Origin of the sequence: Yersinia alsatica (assembly GCF_902170305.1) — a bacterium.
GTDB lineage: Bacteria > Pseudomonadota > Gammaproteobacteria > Enterobacterales > Enterobacteriaceae > Yersinia > Yersinia alsatica.
Genome location: NZ_CABHWW010000023.1, coordinates 277235 through 295380, shown reverse-complemented (window position 1 = coordinate 295380; position 18146 = coordinate 277235). Strand labels below are relative to the sequence as shown.

Below are 18146 nucleotides of genomic sequence, written 5' to 3'. Positions count from 1 at the left end.
CAGGCTGATAATAATATTTTTCTTCTCGGTGTAACTATCCAGCACCATTTTGTGAGCCTCCCGACCAATACTGGATTTTGTTGCTGGCATCTACAATAATCGTCGGAGAGATAAAGCAACTACGGGCCAGACTCGCAACAACCAGTCGCTCCCGCAATAATTATCCTTGCGCCTTCCTGAGTCGCCAGATCGATATAGCCGAGGATCCTTTCCATCTGTTGCTGGCTGAACTGCCTTCCCATTTGAGTGTTAAGGTCCAAGGATCTCCAACTTTTATCTCCTCAAAACGCTCCTTAAGCACACCAATAAATTCGTCAAAGATAGCCCGATGGACAAACAGTCAAGCGCCGGACTCACACACTTTTCCCTAATTGAGGAAAATCGATATGATAATCCCTTCCAAAGCCTTCTCGATATTCGCATCGGGAACACAATGTTGGCCGATTTTCCACCCAGCTCTAGAGTCGCCGGTATTAGCTTTTCAGCCGCGGCTTTAGCTACGCGATATCCAACGGCTGTCGATCCGGTAAATGCCAACTTGTCGACATCGGGGTGATCAAGTAGCGCTTGTCCAGCCTCAGGACCGTCGCCGGTAACAATGTTGACGGTTCCTTGAGGTAATACTTCGTTAAGAATCTCTCCCAAAGTGAGCAAAGTAATCGAGGTCATCTCTGATGGTTTGATAACAACCGTGTTGCCAGCCGCTAGGGCCGGAGCCAACTTCCAGGCCGCCATCAACAGAGGAAAGTTCCACGGAATAATCTGCCCGACGACACCTATAAGCTCACTCAACACCAAACTCAGAGTCTGATTATCAAGTTGCGTTGCCTCGTCGCTATGCGAGCGAACAACACCCGCGAAATAACGAAAATGATCAACGGCCAGCGGGATATCGATTTGGCTGGATTCCCGCAAAGGCTTACCGTTATCCAGAGTTTCTAAGTACGCAAACTCTTGTGCTCGAGCCTCAAGCAAGTCCGCTATCGAGAGCAACGCGCGCTGACGCTCCATCGGAGATGTGCTGCTCCAACGGGGAAAAGCCTCACGAGCAGCCTTTACAGCCAAATCCACGTCTTCGCTACTGGCCATCTGCAAATGTGAGAATGTTTCTCCTGTGGCAGGGCTAACCGTTGGGATCATCCGGCGAGACCGGCTGTCTACCCATTGCCCGCCAATTAGCATTCGATAGCTAGGCTTAATATTCTCTAGCGCTTTCTCTTTAGTGGCACTATGACTCATTCTCTGCTCCTACCTTTGCCGAAACATCGTTTCCAAACACAATCCATAGCGAACTAGCACTCAAAATTGCGCGTGCACCTGGTACCGAGTCATGACAAGGGCAATGTTACGGTGGTAATATCACAAACAGAAACAGTAATTGTTTATTACAAATACAAATATGAATGATATTAGTCTGATCGACCTAAAGCAGCTACGGGTCTTTAAAGCACTCTTAAAAGAGCGAAACGTGACACGTGCCGCCGCCCAGATGGGCCTTACTCAGCAGGCTGTAAGCGCTCAACTGAGCAAGCTAAGGGACACGTTTCAAGATCATCTATTCTTGCGCTCCGCACAGGGCATCATTCCCACGCCACTCGCCGAACAGCTTGAGCCAAGAGTAAATGCAGTGTTCGAGAGTCTTGCGGCATTAGCACCGCCTGACAGGTTCGATCCTGCCGAGGTGCAAACGACCTTTGCGATATCCGCAACGGATTATGCTGTGGCAGTTATATTGCCCAGGTTGATGGCGAAGGTAAGAGCTCAAGCTCCAGGGCTAAAGCTGATTATCAGGGACTTTGAAAGCGATAGACTGTATCCGCTCCTGACCTCTGGAGACCTCGATCTGGCTTTAACCTTTCCGGCGTTCGTCCCCAATAATTGTCAAACGAAATGGTTGTTCTCCGAGCACCACATCTGCGTAACAAGGAGCGACTCTCCATTGCAAAACCGGCAACTCTCCATTGGAGACATTGCCGACTTGCCTCAGATTATCGTCTCCCCGACAAGGGCAAACCTGATCGGTTCAGCGGATGACTGGTTTGCGAGCAAGGGCTACAGCCGAAATATCGTCATGTCGGTACCGAGCTTCTCAGCTGCACCGGCCTGTATCGCCTCAACCGACTGCATAGCCTTCCTGCCCTCACGCATTCTGCCGAATCCGCTGGTTCGTCCGATCCTGCTCGATGACTCGCCACCCTGCTTCGATGTCATTGCCGCATGGCACCCTCGCTCAAGCCGGGACCCGCTGCACAAGTGGATACTGTCACTTCTCCAGCAGGCATTCCCGGCGCAAGAAAGCACTAAACTATAGGAGTGCCCTGCGGCTACCACTCAACAACGATTTTGCCAAAGTGGCTACCACTTTCCTGAAGCCGAAAAGCATCCGCTAAACGATCTAGAGGGAAACTGCAGTCGATCACTGGGCGAAGATTGTTTTGTTTCAACGCTGCAACGTATTCCTGCTGCTGACGACGGCTGCCAACCACCAACCCTTGCAAGCGAGCCTGTTTGGCCATCAACAACGAGGTGGGTACATCGCCACCTCGTCCTGTCAACACGCCAATCAAAGCTACGTGGCCGCCAACGCGAACCGCCTGCAAGGACTGTGCAAGCGTGCCAGGTCCACCGACCTCAACAACGTGGTCAACACCCCGTCCATTCGTCAATTCGAGCACTTCAGTACCCCAATCAGGATTCGTCCGATAGTTAATAACATCGGTTGCCCCAAGAGACCGAGCCCTTTCAAGCTTTTTGTCAGAGGAGGAGGTTACGATGACGCGCGCACCCATGGCTCTGGCAATCTGTAAGGCTGCAATAGATACCCCCCCGGTGCCGAGCAACAGCACACTATCACCGGCCTTGATTCCCCCCTCAACCACCAAAGCCCGCCATGCTGTCAGGCCAGCTGTGGTGATCGTCGCTGCTTCGGAATGGCCCCAACACGAAGGCGCATGGGTAAAATAGTGTGCTGGCCGCACCACATACTCAGTCGCGTAACCGTCTATTCCATCACCTGGCGTTCTTCGGAAACTGCCCACATCATCAAATGCGCGACCGTCCTGCCATTGAGGGAAAAAACTAGACACAACACTTTCGCCAACAGCGAACTCAGTCACGCCTTCACCCACAGCCTCGACCACTCCCGCACCGTCAGACATTAGAATTCGCCCATCAGTGGTTGGGATACTCCCATTAGCGACCAGTAAGTCGTGGAAATTGAGGGAGGTTGCATGTATTGCCACGCGTATCTGTCCCACTCCAGGTTGACCAGGATCGGGCAGATCTCTCAGCTCTAATTGATTCAGCCCACCCGGGGCCCGCAGAACAACTGCTCTCATAAGGATTCCCTATTTTTATAAATAGACTGGTCGTCTATAACTGGATGAAAATTTTTACCGATTAGTTCTTTTTTAACCCCAGCAAACCTTGTGTTGCCTCAAACGCAGACTCCATGGGCTCACGGCTGCGTGTGATTTTCGCACGCAAGCTCGCACCCAACCATAATTGATAGAGAGTTGACGCTGTCGTTTTCGCATCCAGATGAGCAGATAACGAGCCATCAGCAATGCCGTCTTCAACCGCTCGGGCAAGTCTTGCGATAACTCGATCTGTTCCCTGCTGCAACACAATACGCATAGTTTCGGATAAATCGCTAACTTCGGCTGCAAGTTTGACCGCCAGACACTTGCCTTTCGGGTCGCAGGCCGACTGAGTTTCCAGCCAGGCTTCCCAGTAACTCATCAATCGCTCTGCTCCGGACAAACCCGGTCGAGAGAGCAGTGCCTCCAGAGACGCTTGGTAGCCGGAAAAATAGCTCTTTAGTAATTCCTCACCAAAGGCCTCTTTGGATCCAAAATAATGATAAAAGGACCCTTTAGGCACACCAGCGGTCTTCAGAATTTCGCTCAATCCGACAGCACTAAACCCTTTACCACTGATAATACACTGGCCGGTTTCCAAGATATGACTACGTACATCGTGAACATTAACTTTTGATTTCATAGGTAGATTCTAAGCCGGACTAGACCAATTGTCTAGACTAGAGACTCTGGTTGTGCACGGAAACCTATGGAAAACAAACGCTCGACCGAATACTTTTATTACGCTTGGCTGCAAGACGGCGGTGCATTATGATTAGACTGGTCGTATATGATGTGAGATAGTAACAATCTAACACTTGAGTGGGTAGTCACCCAGCAAAACCGCCTCTTCACTCATCTCGCACAAATCTTCCGGAGTTATATATGATCCTCATTCATCACTTAAACGATTCGCGCTCACAGCGTATTCTCTGGTTGCTCGAAGAGCTAGGCCTTGAGTACGACATTAAACGCTATGAGCGTGATTCGGTTACACATTTGGCGCCACCAGAGCTGTTGCACATTCACCCATTAGGTAAGTCGCCGGTCATTGAAGACGGCAATTTCATCATCCATGAATCCGGGGCAATTATTGATTATCTCATCAGAAAATATGCTGGAGACCTCCTGCACCCTACTCCTGAAAGCCGGGCGTATGAGCAATATGTGCAATGGCTTCACTACGCTGAGGGATCAGCAATGCTTCCTCTGCTGTTGAAGGTTTATGTTGATCCTCTGGGAGATGGAGGTGCAGCTCTGCAGCCGCGCATAAACAGCGAACTAGATAATCATTTGGGTTTTGTTGAAGCTTCGTTGGAGGGTAAAACCTTTCTGCTAGATGAACTGTTCAGTGCCGCAGATATCCAGATGAGCTTTGTTGGGGAGATTGCAGGCTCATTTGGTCTATTACACCAACGCCCCAACCTGACAGCTTGGATCAAACGGCTCCAAGCCCGCCCCGCATACCAATCTGCCTTAACCAGAGGTGGTACCTACCGTTTAGCCAACTAGTATAAAACCTGTAGGTCTGATTGAGGTGTTTAGCACCTCTTCAATGGCCGAGCTTTCCCATCAATCTGCTTTGTTAACAGGGTTAATACCATCATATTTGTTTCTCCTATTGGTTATCTATTTTTCATTCTCCATGTTTTTTCAAATATGCAAGGCGCAAAAAAAGGGGCCGAAGCCCCTTGGATCAGAGATGAACTTTCGGAAAGCCCATGGCACCGTAAACATTCAGCACATCATTCCAATCCCAACTTTTCACGCCGAGTGACGTTGGTATCGGAGGGATCAAGACTTGTGTCAGAATGCCTTTTTGCCAGGCTTTTTTCTTGAGTTCATTCGCTGCATTCAGGCCGGTCTCAGAGAGATCGTGGTCTGCCCAGATGTACAGCATTTTCACATTACTTGGTGGTTCAAACCTAGCCAGTAGCGTTGCATTCACAACCGACCAACATGTTTGCCCCGTTGCTCTGGTTACCGCTAGGGCCGTTTCTATACCTTCAGAAACACCTAGTACTTCACCAGGCTCACCTATCGGAATGGCACCACCTGTGATTGTTCTGTCACTTGGTATCGGCATCATCTTTTTAGGCTTTTCAACCGGCGCTTTGAATCCATCTTCACTTAGGTAGATCCGATGAAACGTGGCCGAACGCCCTTGCTGAGTAACGATTTTACCTAGCAGCGCTGGGTAGCTATCGATAAACAGACCATCTTCATCATGGTAAGGCAAGCTTGGATGAAACCTCAGCACCGAATCCCATTCAGGGCGAAGCCGCGTCACAATGCCACGACGATGCAAGTAGTTCCAAACTGGTTGCGCACGAGTATCTGCAAGAGATAGCGTTTCTCCCCAAGTTTGATTCAAGCGATGGATAATCGCTTTGTCCTCGTCCTGCTTTTTAGCCTTCCAATCAACAGCGTTACTCGGTATTGGCCGAGTAGGCGCTTGTATTTGTCCGGGTTGAATACCAAGAACCTGGCCGATTGCCTCAATAGACTGAGCAAAGTTCCATCCATTGATCCAAGACAACAGTTCAAAACCATCATGAAAGATACCGCAGGTGTTACAAACGCCACCTCCGGTATATTCAGCATCTTTGAACAGCCTAAAGCCATCACGACCGCCATGAACAGGGCAAGCCACATGACGGCCTTTTCGAGCAATAGCGGCATCAAGTTCTGGCACCAATGCCGCCAAGACTTGAAGCCATTGGCCATTAAGATATGGCCTTACTGTTTCAATTTGTAAAGGTAACGCCATATAACCTCCTTAAGTAAAAAGCCGACTCCTACCACAGGTGGTAAGTCAGCTTGGGTCCTGCATTCAGCCGTTTGGTTAATGCAGGAACGTTAGTCAAGCTGGATACCATGTCGTCTTAATAGCCACATGATGGAATCACGAAGCACATCAGGATCGACAACCGCAGCCATTGCGCAAACACGAAAGCAAAATGGCGCTAATTCGTCATTTTGAATCCACGACAACACATCCTTGCGCAACCGAGTACTGACGCGACCATCCAGCAATACACGGATCGCATCCAATAGAATGCCTTCGCGTAACTGCCAGATTTCCGTGTCAGACCAAGTGACTGGGGCATCATCAAACTCAAATAGAAATTCGAGCTGTGATGATGTGTGTTGATGGGACTGCTTTTGTGATGGAGGAGAATGGGCAATGCGCCCATTCATCAAAGATAACCGCGCTCGGCAAGCGAAACGCAGCCCTCGGATGCGACCACAACATGGTCAAGCGTTCGAATATCAACAAGTGACAAGGCGTCACGAAGTCGATGAGTAATGCGTTTATCAGCTAAACTGGGTTCAGGATCACCCGATGGATGGTTATGAACCAGTATCACTGCTGCCGCATTAAGTTCTAGCGCTCGTTTTGTTACTTCCCTTGGATACACGCTCGCCGCATCTAAAGTGCCTTTGAACAGCTCTTCAAATCGAATGACGCGATGCTTTGTATCAAGAAACAGCACACCAAAAACCTCGTGCTCATACTCGTGCATCAGTGTTTGCAGGTATGAGAACGCCGACGATGGCTGTTCAATTTTTCGACCTTTACTTAATCGACCACGGGCAAGCTTGAGCGCCATATCTAAGATATCCGCTTCAGTCACTTGCTCAGGAACGATATAAGTACCGGTTTCTTCGCCAGCTAAGAACTTTTTGTTTTTCATAGGAGTCTCCAAAAAAAGCGGAGACGAACCCATGCCCTGACGGGGACGGAATCGTCCCCGCAGGGTGGTATAATTGATGTGGTTACTGAATTAACAGTTGTTGTGTTACTTCGAATAACTCACGCTTTAGATCTTTGACGTCATTAATCACAATGCTTTGAGGAAAGAATTTCTCAACACTGCGTGTTTGAATCCCGATCCCCAGCAGCTCAAAGCCACTGCGTCTGCACCGGTCAACAATGTCATGCGTGGCAGCCCAATCATCTGGGTCACCATCCGTTAGCACTATCATTAGCTTTCGCTTCTGTTTTTGCGCTAACAAACTGTTTGCCGCAAACCACATTGCTTGTGCCATAGGCGTACAACCTCGTGGTTTTTGGTCAAAACAGGCGGCCCGATGTCGAACCGATTGCTTGGGCAATAATGCGATAGAAACTTCCTGATGAATACCAGGAAAATAACTGACCGCAGGTACAACACCCGGTATGCCTTCCAGTGCCATGGCCAAAGCCAAAGCGGCTTCATTGGCAACATGAAAGTACTTTCGATTACCTTCGCCAATGGGTTTACCCATTGAACCCGATATATCGACCAGCAAGTGCACAGCAGCATTAGGCGCAATGCGAGGTTGCCTTTGAATAAACAATCTCGACTCACCTGCTTGTGAAGCGGCAAGACGATGGGTTGCAACTCGAAGACCGTGCCGTTTGGCATGATTCCGATTGTCCTGACTGGACTGAACCATGCCCCTAAGTCGGGCTCGAATTTGAGCAGACTCAGACGCCGATAAGGTCAAGATAGCCTCATCACCCAACATAGCCTGCTCTGCTTGGGGCAAACTGAGTGGTGTGACGCCCAGATGTCCTTCAGCTTGTTCCGACAACACTTCTGCCACTTGGGCAAAGGTATCGGGTTCAAACTGAGCGGCACTGGCCTCTAAGGCTTGTCGCAAATTGTCAGCTTGATCAGAGTTATCAGAATCACTCGTTTCAGCAGCATCCCCTGTTGCAGACGAACCTGTTTCCGGGGTTTGACTGTCACTACTGCTATTGCTGTCATTACTCACATCTTGTCCAATGTCATCACCGCCATCAGCATCAGACTCATTCTGTGGTGGACGAGACTCTTCTTCCAACATGGCAACGATGGCATCGACAAGTTTCAGCACTTCACCTGTAGATGCCAGGCTAGGCACTGCTGTCAGCATGGCGCTTAACCGGCTCATCGCTGCGGCAGGAAAGAGTTGTCTCACTCTTTCATCAACAGCTTGATACAAAGGCGTCAGCGCTTTCTGGCCCAGAAAATGGCATCTCAAGCGAAACAACAACCAGGCTTGCAAGTTAGATGCAGGCTCAGGCTGTTCAGGTACACACATTTGCTGTGTGTCCACCATGTACTCAATCACTTGCGAAATACTGCGCCGGGTTCCGGGGTAATCCTTTGCCAATTCGTTTTCAATGCGCACATCCTCAATAATATTGAGAAGTGCCTTACGGATCGGCTTAGACGACGCCTTCTTCACCATGTCAAAATTGGTATGCCGAATATGCGCCGCTTCATGAGCCAGATAACCCCAAGCTATCTGTTGATAGTGTGGGTCGTCTGGGTTTGCTGTTGGGATCACAATCCGCTCACCATCGGTAAACGCATCTTGTCCTTGAATAAGCACCTTCACACCAAACTTTTCGCCATAAGCGGCGGCAACGATTGGCAGTGCGTTTTTTAATGGATGATTCATGGGAGTCTCCTAATCATTAGGGGGAATACTCCCTCAGCGGGAGCGTTTCCCCGCTGGGAATGTAAGTGTTTAAACCTGTGCTTTTAGCTTATCCAGGTCGTATTTTTGACCTAACCAAGCCACCAATTGAGCTGGACTCTCGTGCTGCTCAAATGACGTTTTAAGCTGGTCTAAACTCAGGATGTCATCCAATGTCAGACCGTACTGGTCTTGTAACTGAGTAGACACCTCGTGTTGATATTGCAGCCAGGCCCGCTCATAAGCGGTTTGCTGCAATGCCATGTTTGGAACAAATACCATGGCCGTTACCCAAACTCCTTGTGCGTCCGCATCTGCGATCAAAACAGGGTTCTTGGGGATCAAGACACTATGTGTTGAGTACGACCGTTGTACTAACGTTCGACAACACGCCACTTCTGGTATCGATTCACTTTCAACCGCATCAGTCACACCACGAAAATGTGCTTCAAACTGGTTCAGTTGGCTGGGGTTATGGATGGTTGATTGCATAATTTCCTCTTACATAGTTCAGAGGACATGCGCCCTTAAGGGCAACATGCCCTCAAGGACGTTAGAAATAAAATGAGTTTGGTACAGTCGAACCAAGGTTTGGTCTGACGGTTGGTTGTGGTATTGCACGTAAGTTATCTGCCTGAGCAGATACTGGCTGTGCGGGTTTGGGTTCAGGTTTGGGCATCAGTTGTCTGATATCCAATTGACCTTCACCGTGCATTCTCATCTTGTCTGGATCAGACAAAATTAAAATGGTCGCCATCAGTTCGTAATAGAGATTGTCTGTCACAGGGCCGGTCTTTGGCAGACGAACAAATAAATTGTCCATCGCTTCAACCATCGGCTGAACTCGATGATCCAGGAAGGACAAACCATCCAACTTGTCTCTTAATCGCTTGAGCGGATTAAGGGCTCGCTGACTGATTTGATTCTTTCCTGCAACGGAACGCTCAAACAGTTCATTGGCATCACGAGCCACCTCCCTAAAGAGGGTGTGTCCCATACCATTGACCTTGTCATCTAAGCCTCCAGCTTGTTCAGCCGGTTGCATTCGATAGATGGCATAATCGAACTGAAGCCGTTGTTCCACGTCTTCGACGGGTGATAATGCACGTCGGATTGCATCTGCAAATTCCGGGTGTTTCGCAACCCAGTCAAACGTCACCTGATCATAGTTGTCCAAGAACAACTGCTTACACTGCGCAAACTCCTGACCGATCCGGTCAAGCTCTGGAACAATCTGATCAATTCGGTCTTCAGGGACGGCATAGCCACCTAAAAACCGCACACCGACTTGCTCACACAAGCGCTGCGCTTCTTTCTTAAGCCTTTCAAAGTTCGCCAATGCCTCAGGGTCGCAAATTTTTTTACTCCCTAAGCTGGCAACATCCTTCGGTGGAAGTTGGCTGCCATTGGCTAGTCTGAAATCTTCAGGCCTTAGTTTTTTTCTACCGCTCCAGATGGAACAGTCGATGTGACAAATCAAAAGTTTGTCGAGGGTTTGAATACTCATAGTGCATCCTCATGCGAGATGGGGACGCACCACTCCCAGCAGGAGCAATGGCCCCCGTTTGGGTGGTAGTAGTTGACGCGCTAATGGCAACATCACTATCAGAAATAGTAATTTTGCGAATCAGGCGACGATTGGTTGAGATCGATTTTCGCAGGCATTAAGTCCAGTGCTTCAGCAATCGGGCGAACCCGCTCTAAATCACTGCCTAGCAACCGCAATACATCTTTTTCCAACTTCAGTTGGTCGGATACTTCTATCCCTTCAGGACTCGCTACTGTGAGCGAACACAGAGGTGGTAATTGACGCTTAAAGGCCAGTAACAGCAACAATGGCCACGGGCCATCATCAGTGTTAACAATGCCAGCGCCTTCACCTGACACCATGCTGATTTGATTGGTACTAGGTAATTCGCTTTTGCAAAACCCTAATGACCATTCTCCAATCCTGACCCGGTTATCATCAATAACAGCCAAGCCATAGGCTTCAAGCAGCTTTGCCATATCGAACAACGCTTTTTGCGCCAGCGAGATTTGGCCATTGACGTCCTTGCGAGTACGAAACTCCCAACTGACGTTATTGGCGCACGCGACACTATCAAGCGCATTTGAGAGTTCAAATGGCCGCCCTTGATGATCAATACCGACGTGTCCAACAAATCGATAACCCTTGTTGATTTTCTCATTGATTCTTCGGTCTGCTTCTGCGTTAGGATCAGTCGAATCAATCAATCGCTGCTGCGACAATTGACCGGCTTTTCCAAACCGAACTTCAATCTCCTGGTTATCTGATCCAACATAAATGGCCCATTCTTTGGCTGTCCCATCAGAATGACTGTAACGGTAAAGAGCAAAGCACTTTTCCATCATCAATCCTCCCAGTGATCACCGAAGACATCAGCGGCAATACGGTGAATGGCTTCACGTTGCTCCAACTCAGCACGAGCCGTCAAAGACCGAACCAGTGCATACTCCACTGCGTTAGGAGCACCTTTAAAAGCAAGTGTTAACTTTGCCCAGCGCACCAAGGTCCGAGTGGACATGGTGATACTAAGCTCAGCACCGCCATCCGCGCCCCCAATAAAAAGACGACGAATGTCACCAGCCACTTTCACCATTTTTTGGCGAAAGACTTCTGGCAAGCCCGGCGCAACATTCTCCAGAATGGCTTCCTCTACAGAAGGCTCTGCATAGGTCGCTTCGATGATTCTAAAGCGATCAAGAAAAGCCAAATTCTGTTGAAGCACGCCTTGATACAAGCCCGTTTGGTCACCGCTGCCCGCACTGTTGCCGGTAGCGATAAAACGAAACTTGTTATGTGGCATGATGATCTCACCGCCATTTTGTGCGATGACCAACGGGGCACCTTCCAAAATGTCATTGAGCCCAGCCAGTTCAGCAGGCTCAGCAAGATCCATTTCATTAATGATCAGCAAATGGCCATGCTTTACAGCCAGTGCCAGCGGTCCATACACAAAGGTCATGTTGCCATTAACCAGCGTGTGGTGACCGATAAGATCGGACAACTCCAATCGACCGTGCGCAGTAATTTGCTGAACAGGCCAATTCAATCGAGAAGCAACTTGGCAAATTAGCGAGGTCTTACCGCATCCAGTGGGGCCTGTAATATACAAACCGTCACCGTCTGGGTTAGACAAAAACGCCAATATGTCACGTAAGTCTTCTTTTCTAAAAACATACTCATCCTTGCGAACGGGAATGTTTGGATGGGTAGTGTCGGCACCAAATCCTTCCAGAACGAAAGCATCAGGAGCCGGGACATTAAACGCTTGATTCACTTGAACCAAAAATGGGGATTGTTCAGTCATGGTAAACCTCATCTGTTTTGACGAGGCCCCATGCCCCAACAGGGAATGAAGTCCCCGTCGGGTGGTGTGTTGATTGTGGTATGGCTGTGTATATAAGAGTTCAGCTCGCTCTATCATTCGTACCCAGCATTGGCTACGAGTGAAACTGCTTTCTGATGCTCTCGATGTAAGCGCATGAGAAAGGAGCCGAAATCGGCTCCAAGTGAACGTTAAAAGTAAAATGAGCTCGGCGAGTCACCTGGCAGAACCAAGTTCTCTTGCTCAAGACTGATTTTGATTGGTGTTTCAACGGGCTGCTCTGGCTTATTGGTGCTGATACGCAACCGCTCTTGTGGCGCTTTTCGGTAAGCAGCTAAAACCTGTTCGTCCAGCTCGCCTAATTTATCGGTGGCCAATTGCTTATAGTCCACCGCACCTGCCATCATGTAGCGGCTGAGTTTGACCCCAGCATAGTCGGCATGAGCGTAGTTACCCATCATAGCGACCAATTTCGACTGAGCATCTCGCATTTCCTCTTTCAAAGATTTAATGTGGTTTTCCAGTCGGACCACTTCGGCGTGTGCTGAGCAATACTGTCGAGACAGCGATGTCCAACGGTATTGGGCTTCACCCTTGGGAACAAAACAATCTTGCTCAGGGCATTTTGGCGGTTCTTTTTTAGTTTGAACTAACTCCCAAAACTGAAGCGCCGTTTCTTGCAACTCAGTTAAGAACGCCGCGTCTCGTTGTATTTCAAACTCAATCAGTTGATCCTCAAAATAGAATACCAACCAACCACGCGTGCTATTGGCGACCAGTATTTGATGCTGTACTTGTACCCAATACAACTGGTACGCCTCGCTTTGTTCTCGGTGAGCTTGCACATCCTCAAAAACTGACTGGCAAGGACATTTCAGTTCAACGGGTTCGCCCGCATCGTTGATGCCATCAAAGCTGGCTCGAAAGATTGCGTTATGATCGGCTTCTGCACATAACGGCAGAAGAAAGTCATTATGCGCATTCTCAAATGCTCGCCTTGCTTGAGGCTCCAACCTTATACCGCGAAGCACATTTGGATTATTCGACAGGTCTTCCGGTAATACGAATCCAGTTTTTTCTGCCCATAATCGCCAAGGTGTTTTGTAGGGTGAACGCCCCATAATAATTGGGGCTTCAGATGCCGTAACCCCTGCAATGCGCCACTGGTGCCATGCAGGAGTACGTTGTGATAGGTCGATAACCTTCATATTGCCTCCTTTGAGGGGGAGACTCCCCCGAAGGAGAGAACTCCCCTTCAGGGTTAAGTGGTTACTTTGCAGCTTGCGCTAACGCTGTTTGGTGCTGAACAACACTTGCTTGAACCGAATCAATTGCCGCTTTACGGCTTGAATCGAACCTAAGACAAGGGCAACAACCAATACCAAGCGAAAAAGTGAGGCTGATTTAGTCATGGAAGATCTCCAAAAAATGACGAGACCTTCCCCCTGACAGGAGAATAATCCCGCCAGGGTTAGTAAAATGAATGCGTGGCACTAAGAAGCTAAAGGCTGTGTGAGCGCTTTGGCTGCTTGTTGCTGTGCATTAAATATTTCTTGTTTCGCAAACGTCAGTTCAACACCCTGAAAATGTTCATTGGCATATTCCAATGCACTATTCCAAGCGTTTGAAGCTTCTGCCCGCTCGATAAGCTTGTAAACAAGCCCTCGGGTTCGATCATCAACTTGCTCGGGGGGAATCACTGATGGCTCAACAACGTGTGTTGCTTGGCCTTCGATAATTCGCTCAGCTTCGTCTTGATCGAAAATTCCCACAAAGCCAAACGCAATGCGGGAACACTGGATCATGGATTTATGCCTTAGCATTCGCTTAGTGTGCGTCTGCCATGGACCATCTACCCGGTAAGGGCCATTTTTGCCGTTACCTTCAAAAGGTGGTCGATAGACTTCATCCAGATACTCAGTGATTTTGACTGGGTGCGAACGGTCGCGCCGGTAGATAATGCATTCCATCCATTCAGGGCATTCTTTCGCGCCATCCAGGGAGACTTTGTTTTCTGAAGTCTTAAACTCCATGCCATCAAACTGGTCGTGTTGATTGATGATGCGAGACCATCCATCGACACCTACCACTGGAATAATTCCAGCTTGCTTATCAGGGAACGCAAAAATCTCTTTGGTGAAAGGGTTCAAGCCGTACTGATCTGCAACCACCAAGAGCGCCATCATCTGCTCATTGGTCGGTGCACTACCGTCACGTTGCTTGAATGCTGTTGCTTTTAGGGTATCGAACAACTTGTTTGGATCGACACTAAAGCGCTCAGCAAAGCGTTGGATTAGCTTTGGTTTTTCCATTGTGGACTCCGACAATCAAAGTGGGAGTCTGACCCTGACGGGAAAGTACTCCCGGCTGGGTTAAAGCGTTTTCGCTCGGTTAAAAATCTGGTTCAGGATATGTTTGTGCCCAATTACCTTGGGAGCCCGCATCATCTGCCGGTGATGGCTCGGATGCTTTGTTCACACTATCAAGAAGCAGAAACTCGTCCGCGTCCACTTCGGTCAATCGATGCTTAATCCCATCTTTCTCCCATGAGCGCGTGCGCTGAGGCCCTTGAACAAAAAGCTTCGCTCCTTTTTGGATCAAATCTTTTGCTCTTAGCCCTAACTTAAATCCACCACGATCTCGAAAAACAACCCGATGCCATTCCGTATGCTCTTTGAGCTCATTGGATTGACGGTTGCGCCATTTCTCAGAAGTGGCCAGTGAAATGCTGGTCACCAAATCACCTGATGGATAGGCTCGCGTCTCTGGCTCAGAGCCAACGTAGCCTATGAGTGTTACTTGGTTTTTCATGATGTTCTCCTCGTCTTAGTTAAACTCTGTGCACACAGTCGTTTCTACCCGGCTGGGCAAAGAAGACTGACGGCGCAGATAGGTTGGTATTTCGAGTAAAGCCATGTCGTACTGATGTGGCTCTTTGTAAAACGCAGATGTCAAACGGGGCATACCAGGAGCTTTAGGCACTGCCATTGGACGACGTTTTGGTGTTGGTGTGAGCAATCGCTTGATTTGAGTAAGTACAAATCGAAACGGGCGCAAGCATTGACCAGCAAGCAATCGCAAAAGCGACCAGCTCAGTTTTGCAAGCAACATAATGCCTGCGATTTGGATAATAAATCCGAAGATATATTCCATTGGTGACTCCTTAATTTGGTTGTGAAGGAGTCACCCCCAACTGGGGAAAACTCCCCCAGTTGGGTGGTGAAAAGGCGAACCGCAAGGAACGCATGGTTGAGCATGTAAAAACATGCAGGCTATTTGTTTAAGGAGGCTAGCTACCTCTTAGTACCACTGAGAAAACTCAGCGGCGGGCTTCCTTTGAGCTCATGCTCTCAGGCGCAGATATTACTGAAACAGATCAGCAATATTTGATAGTCAGTGTAACCGTCTTATCCAGACAGGATAGTTAGAAAGATGCTCGATTCTTCCACCTAGCTGAAAGGCCATTACCTCACAGAGGATTAGGCTAGGGACTGATTATTGTCATATCAGGAGCAAACTTATGGCCCAAGCAAAACCCAATTACTCAAAACCCATCTTTGAACAATCATTCACAATTAACAGCTTACAAGCACAACGTGTCGTTGACCGTGTTTTTAGACGGACGGTCAGTGCGCTTTACGGAATCGATGTCATCCTGCGCATCATTGGCGATGAGAACGAAATTGATGAAGTGGAACAGATCATTAGCCAGTTGATCGAGGATTGCGCTAAGGCGGTAGACAACGAACAAGCTCGTTTGGACAAACTGATGGAGTCCAACGGCATCGATGAAGTACCTGACTACACCGACCCGATTACCTTCAACGCCAAAATCAGCTCGCCTCAGGTTGGCCAGTTTGTCGGCTTAGTTCGCAAACTCGATGCGTTGATGATCTCAATGGACACACTCTGGTTGTCTAGCGTGCTTAGCAACAAACAACGTGTTGATGGCAACTACGCATGGCAACAGCGAATTATCAAACTTGCACGACGCATTATTGATATCGAAATTCGAGCACGAAAATCAGCTCAAGCCAAGGGTAAAGAAGCAGAAGTTGAGCAAGCGGTACCTTCAACCGATGACGATATCACTGAAGAGGAAACAGATACTCCCGCCAACTAGCGAACGGCTCCCATCACACAGCCCCTCTTGAAGGGGCTTTTTCAAGATACGACGCAAGGCTTGCGCTGCATATAACTATTCAAGCATTGGTTATATATGATTTTTGTAAGCGTGGTAGTTATCGAGTACTTGATGATAAAGCATGGCCGACTTTTTTCTTGCGGCAGGATGGAAGGCATTGATGAAGACAACCCCGTCATTAACATGCACTCGTTCGCTAACTTTTTTAAGCTCAGGGAATACGTAACGTTTAACTTGATTATATGTGCCGCAAAGCACAACAATGTCAGGGTTAATCAACTCAATTTGCCTTCGAACAAAAGGGGCAAATTCTTTGGCATGGGCGTCAAATGATTTTTGGTCGGTTCGCGCACTTCCAGATGTTTTCCTTATATTTATGTATGCAATATTCTTAACTGCATTTTTTTCATTTAATTTAGCATCTCTCAGTGACGGCACAGCCCCATCATATTTTTGAAGTCCGTAAGCCCAACGCCCCACCCGACGAAGAACCTTTCCTCGCCACCATCCACTTGCCTTCACCTCAATAGCTCTATTAATAGCGTTGACAATATTTTGCTTTGCTTCATTTGTTTCCTTTAAAACAAACAAAACTTTTTTACCACAACTATCCCAGCCCTCAGTTGAAATCACTCCATCGTAGTTGAAATACCAATCCTTCGGGAATGCCTCTGACCATGCAACCATTAACTTATCAAGACAGTCTATTTCTGAAACATATTTATCATCCATAGGAAAACTCAGGCTGGTTCTTATAAAACATCATTTGGATAGATGGGTAGTTCCATTAGGTAGCCATTCAATATTTAAAGTGCCACCACCAAAACGCACAATCCCTTCCTTTTTCGGCAGCTCGTTACATTGACCTCGGTATTCTATGAAATTATCCAGAAGTTCAAGCAAGTGTAATTTGAAGCCTGATTCGGTGACCTGCTCAAAAATGTCATCTTCAAGAGTCCAAGATGTTCCGCTTAGGCGGTCTTCGTCATCTTCCGCACGAAACACCACCTCACCCGACACCTTCACAATGTCAGGGTGTTGTTTTGAAAGCATAGACAAACGAGTAGCTTCAAAGTTTTGATCGAAATTAGGCATTATTAATTTTCCTTTTATCATAAATTTTATATGTGCCAGACTATCAGCTTTTCCTTTTTGCAGCAGCCTCCTAAGTCTGAAAATGGTAAAAAAAATCAGAGCAAATTGCGCACACGCTGAACAGAAAGCATAACAGGCCCAAAGTTCCAAATTGGTTACCTTAAGGCGCAATAAGCTCATTAAAGTAACCAAGATGGAACATTATTGGCAAAGCTGTTTTAGATGGATACGCTCAATTATTCCCCGAAATTTCTTCCGTCGCCTCCTGGCAGTTTCTGTGCATCCATTCCGTTTAGCCGTTCAATGGCTCTGTCTGCGGTACTTTGACGGTTTCCATCTACGTTTAGCGTACTTCCTGAGCCGGTGAGTCTTTCCAGATCCAGTGACGACCCGATTACCTTCAACGCCAAAATCAGCTCGCCTCAGGTTGGCCAGTTTGTCGGCTTAGTTCGCAAACTCGATGCGTTGATGATCTCAATGGACACACTCTGGTTGTCTAGCGTGCTTAGCAACAAACAACGTGTTGATGGCAACTACGCATGGCAACAGCGAATTATCAAACTTGCACGACGCATTATTGATATCGAAATTCGAGCACGAAAATCAGCCCAAGCTAAGGGTAAAGAAGCAGAAGTTGAGCAAGCGGTGCCTTCAACCGATGACGATATCACTGAAGAGGAAACAGATAACCCCGCCAACTAGGAAAATAGCCCCTAATGAAGGGGCTTTAATTATACAGTAGGT

Annotated in this window: 23 protein-coding genes; 4 read left to right on the top strand and 19 right to left on the bottom strand. The window is 48.1% G+C overall.

Features of this window, described 5'->3' with window-relative positions:
- Positions 1-119: 119 nt before the first annotated feature.
- Together FTA96_RS23520 and FTA96_RS13005 are read right to left on the bottom strand one after the other, a co-directional pair.
- Positions 120-260, bottom strand: coding sequence for a hypothetical protein (locus FTA96_RS23520; protein WP_235897489.1), 141 nt, complete (start codon positions 258-260; stop codon positions 120-122).
- Between the two features lie 13 nt (positions 261-273).
- Entirely contained in the window at positions 274-1239 is a 966-nt protein-coding gene (locus FTA96_RS13005) for an aldehyde dehydrogenase family protein (RefSeq protein ID WP_206194664.1), read from the bottom strand.
- A gap of 139 nt (positions 1240-1378) precedes the next feature.
- Here FTA96_RS13005 and FTA96_RS13000 point away from each other — a divergent pair, with 139 nt between their 5' ends.
- Entirely contained in the window at positions 1379-2311 is a 933-nt protein-coding gene (locus FTA96_RS13000) for a LysR family transcriptional regulator (RefSeq protein WP_235897488.1), read from the top strand.
- A 13-nt stretch (positions 2312-2324) separates the two neighbouring features.
- On the opposite strand, the gene FTA96_RS12995 is transcribed toward FTA96_RS13000, so the two are convergent.
- A complete protein-coding gene (locus FTA96_RS12995) occupies positions 2325-3338 on the bottom strand; it encodes a zinc-dependent alcohol dehydrogenase family protein (protein WP_115389051.1) in 1014 nt (337 codons plus the stop codon).
- A gap of 61 nt (positions 3339-3399) precedes the next feature.
- Entirely contained in the window at positions 3400-4002 is a 603-nt protein-coding gene (locus FTA96_RS12990; protein ID WP_115389052.1) for a TetR/AcrR family transcriptional regulator, read from the bottom strand.
- A 242-nt stretch (positions 4003-4244) separates the two neighbouring features.
- On the opposite strand from FTA96_RS12990, the gene FTA96_RS12985 reads away from it, so the two are divergent.
- Entirely contained in the window at positions 4245-4871 is a 627-nt protein-coding gene (locus tag FTA96_RS12985) for a glutathione S-transferase family protein (protein ID WP_115389053.1), read from the top strand.
- A gap of 184 nt (positions 4872-5055) precedes the next feature.
- On the opposite strand, the gene FTA96_RS12980 is transcribed toward FTA96_RS12985, so the two are convergent.
- The 13 genes from FTA96_RS12980 to FTA96_RS12925 form a co-directional block, all read right to left on the bottom strand.
- On the bottom strand, positions 5056-6129 hold the full coding sequence (locus FTA96_RS12980; protein WP_145574005.1) for a DUF7146 domain-containing protein: 1074 nt from the start codon (positions 6127-6129) through the stop codon (positions 5056-5058).
- Between the two features lie 89 nt (positions 6130-6218).
- Positions 6219-6560 (bottom strand): plasmid-related protein, encoded by a 342-nt coding sequence (locus tag FTA96_RS12975; protein ID WP_087504538.1) that lies wholly within the window; start codon positions 6558-6560, stop codon positions 6219-6221.
- Positions 6560-7057: a RadC family protein gene (gene radC / locus FTA96_RS12970; RefSeq protein ID WP_145574003.1), complete on the bottom strand. Its 498-nt coding sequence runs from the start codon at positions 7055-7057 to the stop codon at positions 6560-6562. Before radC ends, FTA96_RS12975 begins: the two co-directional genes overlap by 1 nt.
- An 82-nt stretch (positions 7058-7139) precedes the next feature.
- Complete coding sequence (locus FTA96_RS12965) at positions 7140-8795, bottom strand: VWA domain-containing protein (protein WP_145574002.1); 1656 nt, start codon at positions 8793-8795, stop codon at positions 7140-7142.
- Positions 8796-8864: 69 nt separating this feature from the next.
- Entirely contained in the window at positions 8865-9305 is a 441-nt protein-coding gene (locus FTA96_RS12960) for a hypothetical protein (RefSeq protein WP_022614431.1), read from the bottom strand.
- 61 nt (positions 9306-9366) lie between these two features.
- Positions 9367-10320 carry a DUF3150 domain-containing protein gene (locus FTA96_RS12955; RefSeq protein WP_145574000.1) on the bottom strand — a complete coding sequence of 318 codons (954 nt, stop codon included), beginning with the start codon at positions 10318-10320 and terminating at the stop codon, positions 9367-9369.
- A 98-nt stretch (positions 10321-10418) separates the two neighbouring features.
- Positions 10419-11186, bottom strand: a complete 768-nt coding sequence (locus tag FTA96_RS12950; protein WP_145573999.1) for a hypothetical protein — start codon at positions 11184-11186, stop codon at positions 10419-10421.
- A complete protein-coding gene (locus tag FTA96_RS12945) occupies positions 11186-12145 on the bottom strand; it encodes an AAA family ATPase (RefSeq protein ID WP_145573997.1) in 960 nt (319 codons plus the stop codon). Before FTA96_RS12945 ends, FTA96_RS12950 begins: the two co-directional genes overlap by 1 nt.
- 209 nt (positions 12146-12354) lie before the next feature.
- A complete protein-coding gene (locus FTA96_RS12940) occupies positions 12355-13371 on the bottom strand; it encodes a YqaJ viral recombinase family nuclease (protein ID WP_145573996.1) in 1017 nt (338 codons plus the stop codon).
- Positions 13372-13449: 78 nt separating this feature from the next.
- A complete protein-coding gene (locus FTA96_RS23705) occupies positions 13450-13575 on the bottom strand; it encodes a hypothetical protein (protein WP_261172628.1) in 126 nt (41 codons plus the stop codon).
- Positions 13576-13656: 81 nt separating this feature from the next.
- On the bottom strand, positions 13657-14475 hold the full coding sequence (gene bet / locus FTA96_RS12935; RefSeq protein WP_000414662.1) for a phage recombination protein Bet: 819 nt from the start codon (positions 14473-14475) through the stop codon (positions 13657-13659).
- Positions 14476-14554: 79 nt separating this feature from the next.
- The gene (locus tag FTA96_RS12930) at positions 14555-14974 is read right to left on the bottom strand and encodes a single-stranded DNA-binding protein (protein WP_145573994.1); all 420 of its coding nucleotides are present in this window, start codon (positions 14972-14974) and stop codon (positions 14555-14557) included.
- A 15-nt stretch (positions 14975-14989) separates the two neighbouring features.
- Positions 14990-15316: a plasmid-related protein gene (locus FTA96_RS12925; RefSeq protein WP_145573992.1), complete on the bottom strand. Its 327-nt coding sequence runs from the start codon at positions 15314-15316 to the stop codon at positions 14990-14992.
- Positions 15317-15683: 367 nt separating this feature from the next.
- On the opposite strand from FTA96_RS12925, the gene FTA96_RS12920 reads away from it, so the two are divergent.
- Positions 15684-16286 (top strand): hypothetical protein, encoded by a 603-nt coding sequence (locus FTA96_RS12920; protein WP_025574392.1) that lies wholly within the window; start codon positions 15684-15686, stop codon positions 16284-16286.
- 90 nt (positions 16287-16376) lie between these two features.
- Here FTA96_RS12920 and FTA96_RS12915 read toward each other — a convergent pair whose 3' ends face one another.
- On the bottom strand, positions 16377-17039 hold the full coding sequence (locus FTA96_RS12915) for a uracil-DNA glycosylase family protein (protein ID WP_145573990.1): 663 nt from the start codon (positions 17037-17039) through the stop codon (positions 16377-16379).
- A 30-nt stretch (positions 17040-17069) separates the two neighbouring features.
- A complete protein-coding gene (locus tag FTA96_RS23515; RefSeq protein ID WP_235897486.1) occupies positions 17070-17582 on the bottom strand; it encodes a hypothetical protein in 513 nt (170 codons plus the stop codon).
- A 183-nt stretch (positions 17583-17765) separates the two neighbouring features.
- Here FTA96_RS23515 and FTA96_RS12905 point away from each other — a divergent pair, with 183 nt between their 5' ends.
- Positions 17766-18104, top strand: a complete 339-nt coding sequence (locus FTA96_RS12905) for a hypothetical protein (protein ID WP_453894833.1) — start codon at positions 17766-17768, stop codon at positions 18102-18104.
- Positions 18105-18146 lie beyond the last annotated feature (42 nt).

Excerpts from the sequence above, each read along its gene's own strand:
- FTA96_RS13005 (WP_206194664.1), bottom strand. The coding sequence starts at position 1,239 with ATGAGTCATAGTGCCACTAAAGAGAAAGCGCTAGAGAATATTAAGCCT.
- FTA96_RS12995 (WP_115389051.1), bottom strand. The coding sequence starts at position 3,338 with ATGAGAGCAGTTGTTCTGCGGGCCCCGGGTGGGCTGAATCAATTAGAG.
- FTA96_RS12990 (WP_115389052.1), bottom strand. The coding sequence starts at position 4,002 with ATGAAATCAAAAGTTAATGTTCACGATGTACGTAGTCATATCTTGGAA.
- FTA96_RS12985 (WP_115389053.1), top strand. The coding sequence starts at position 4,245 with ATGATCCTCATTCATCACTTAAACGATTCGCGCTCACAGCGTATTCTC.
- FTA96_RS12980 (WP_145574005.1), bottom strand. The coding sequence starts at position 6,129 with ATGGCGTTACCTTTACAAATTGAAACAGTAAGGCCATATCTTAATGGC.
- FTA96_RS12975 (WP_087504538.1), bottom strand. The coding sequence starts at position 6,560 with ATGAATGGGCGCATTGCCCATTCTCCTCCATCACAAAAGCAGTCCCAT.
- radC (WP_145574003.1), bottom strand. The coding sequence starts at position 7,057 with ATGAAAAACAAAAAGTTCTTAGCTGGCGAAGAAACCGGTACTTATATC.
- FTA96_RS12965 (WP_145574002.1), bottom strand. The coding sequence starts at position 8,795 with ATGAATCATCCATTAAAAAACGCACTGCCAATCGTTGCCGCCGCTTAT.
- FTA96_RS12960 (WP_022614431.1), bottom strand. The coding sequence starts at position 9,305 with ATGCAATCAACCATCCATAACCCCAGCCAACTGAACCAGTTTGAAGCA.
- FTA96_RS12955 (WP_145574000.1), bottom strand. The coding sequence starts at position 10,320 with ATGAGTATTCAAACCCTCGACAAACTTTTGATTTGTCACATCGACTGT.
- FTA96_RS12950 (WP_145573999.1), bottom strand. The coding sequence starts at position 11,186 with ATGATGGAAAAGTGCTTTGCTCTTTACCGTTACAGTCATTCTGATGGG.
- FTA96_RS12945 (WP_145573997.1), bottom strand. The coding sequence starts at position 12,145 with ATGACTGAACAATCCCCATTTTTGGTTCAAGTGAATCAAGCGTTTAAT.
- FTA96_RS12940 (WP_145573996.1), bottom strand. The coding sequence starts at position 13,371 with ATGAAGGTTATCGACCTATCACAACGTACTCCTGCATGGCACCAGTGG.
- FTA96_RS23705 (WP_261172628.1), bottom strand. The coding sequence starts at position 13,575 with ATGACTAAATCAGCCTCACTTTTTCGCTTGGTATTGGTTGTTGCCCTT.
- bet (WP_000414662.1), bottom strand. The coding sequence starts at position 14,475 with ATGGAAAAACCAAAGCTAATCCAACGCTTTGCTGAGCGCTTTAGTGTC.
- FTA96_RS12930 (WP_145573994.1), bottom strand. The coding sequence starts at position 14,974 with ATGAAAAACCAAGTAACACTCATAGGCTACGTTGGCTCTGAGCCAGAG.
- FTA96_RS12925 (WP_145573992.1), bottom strand. The coding sequence starts at position 15,316 with ATGGAATATATCTTCGGATTTATTATCCAAATCGCAGGCATTATGTTG.
- FTA96_RS12920 (WP_025574392.1), top strand. The coding sequence starts at position 15,684 with ATGGCCCAAGCAAAACCCAATTACTCAAAACCCATCTTTGAACAATCA.
- FTA96_RS12915 (WP_145573990.1), bottom strand. The coding sequence starts at position 17,039 with ATGGATGATAAATATGTTTCAGAAATAGACTGTCTTGATAAGTTAATG.
- FTA96_RS23515 (WP_235897486.1), bottom strand. The coding sequence starts at position 17,582 with ATGAGCTTATTGCGCCTTAAGGTAACCAATTTGGAACTTTGGGCCTGT.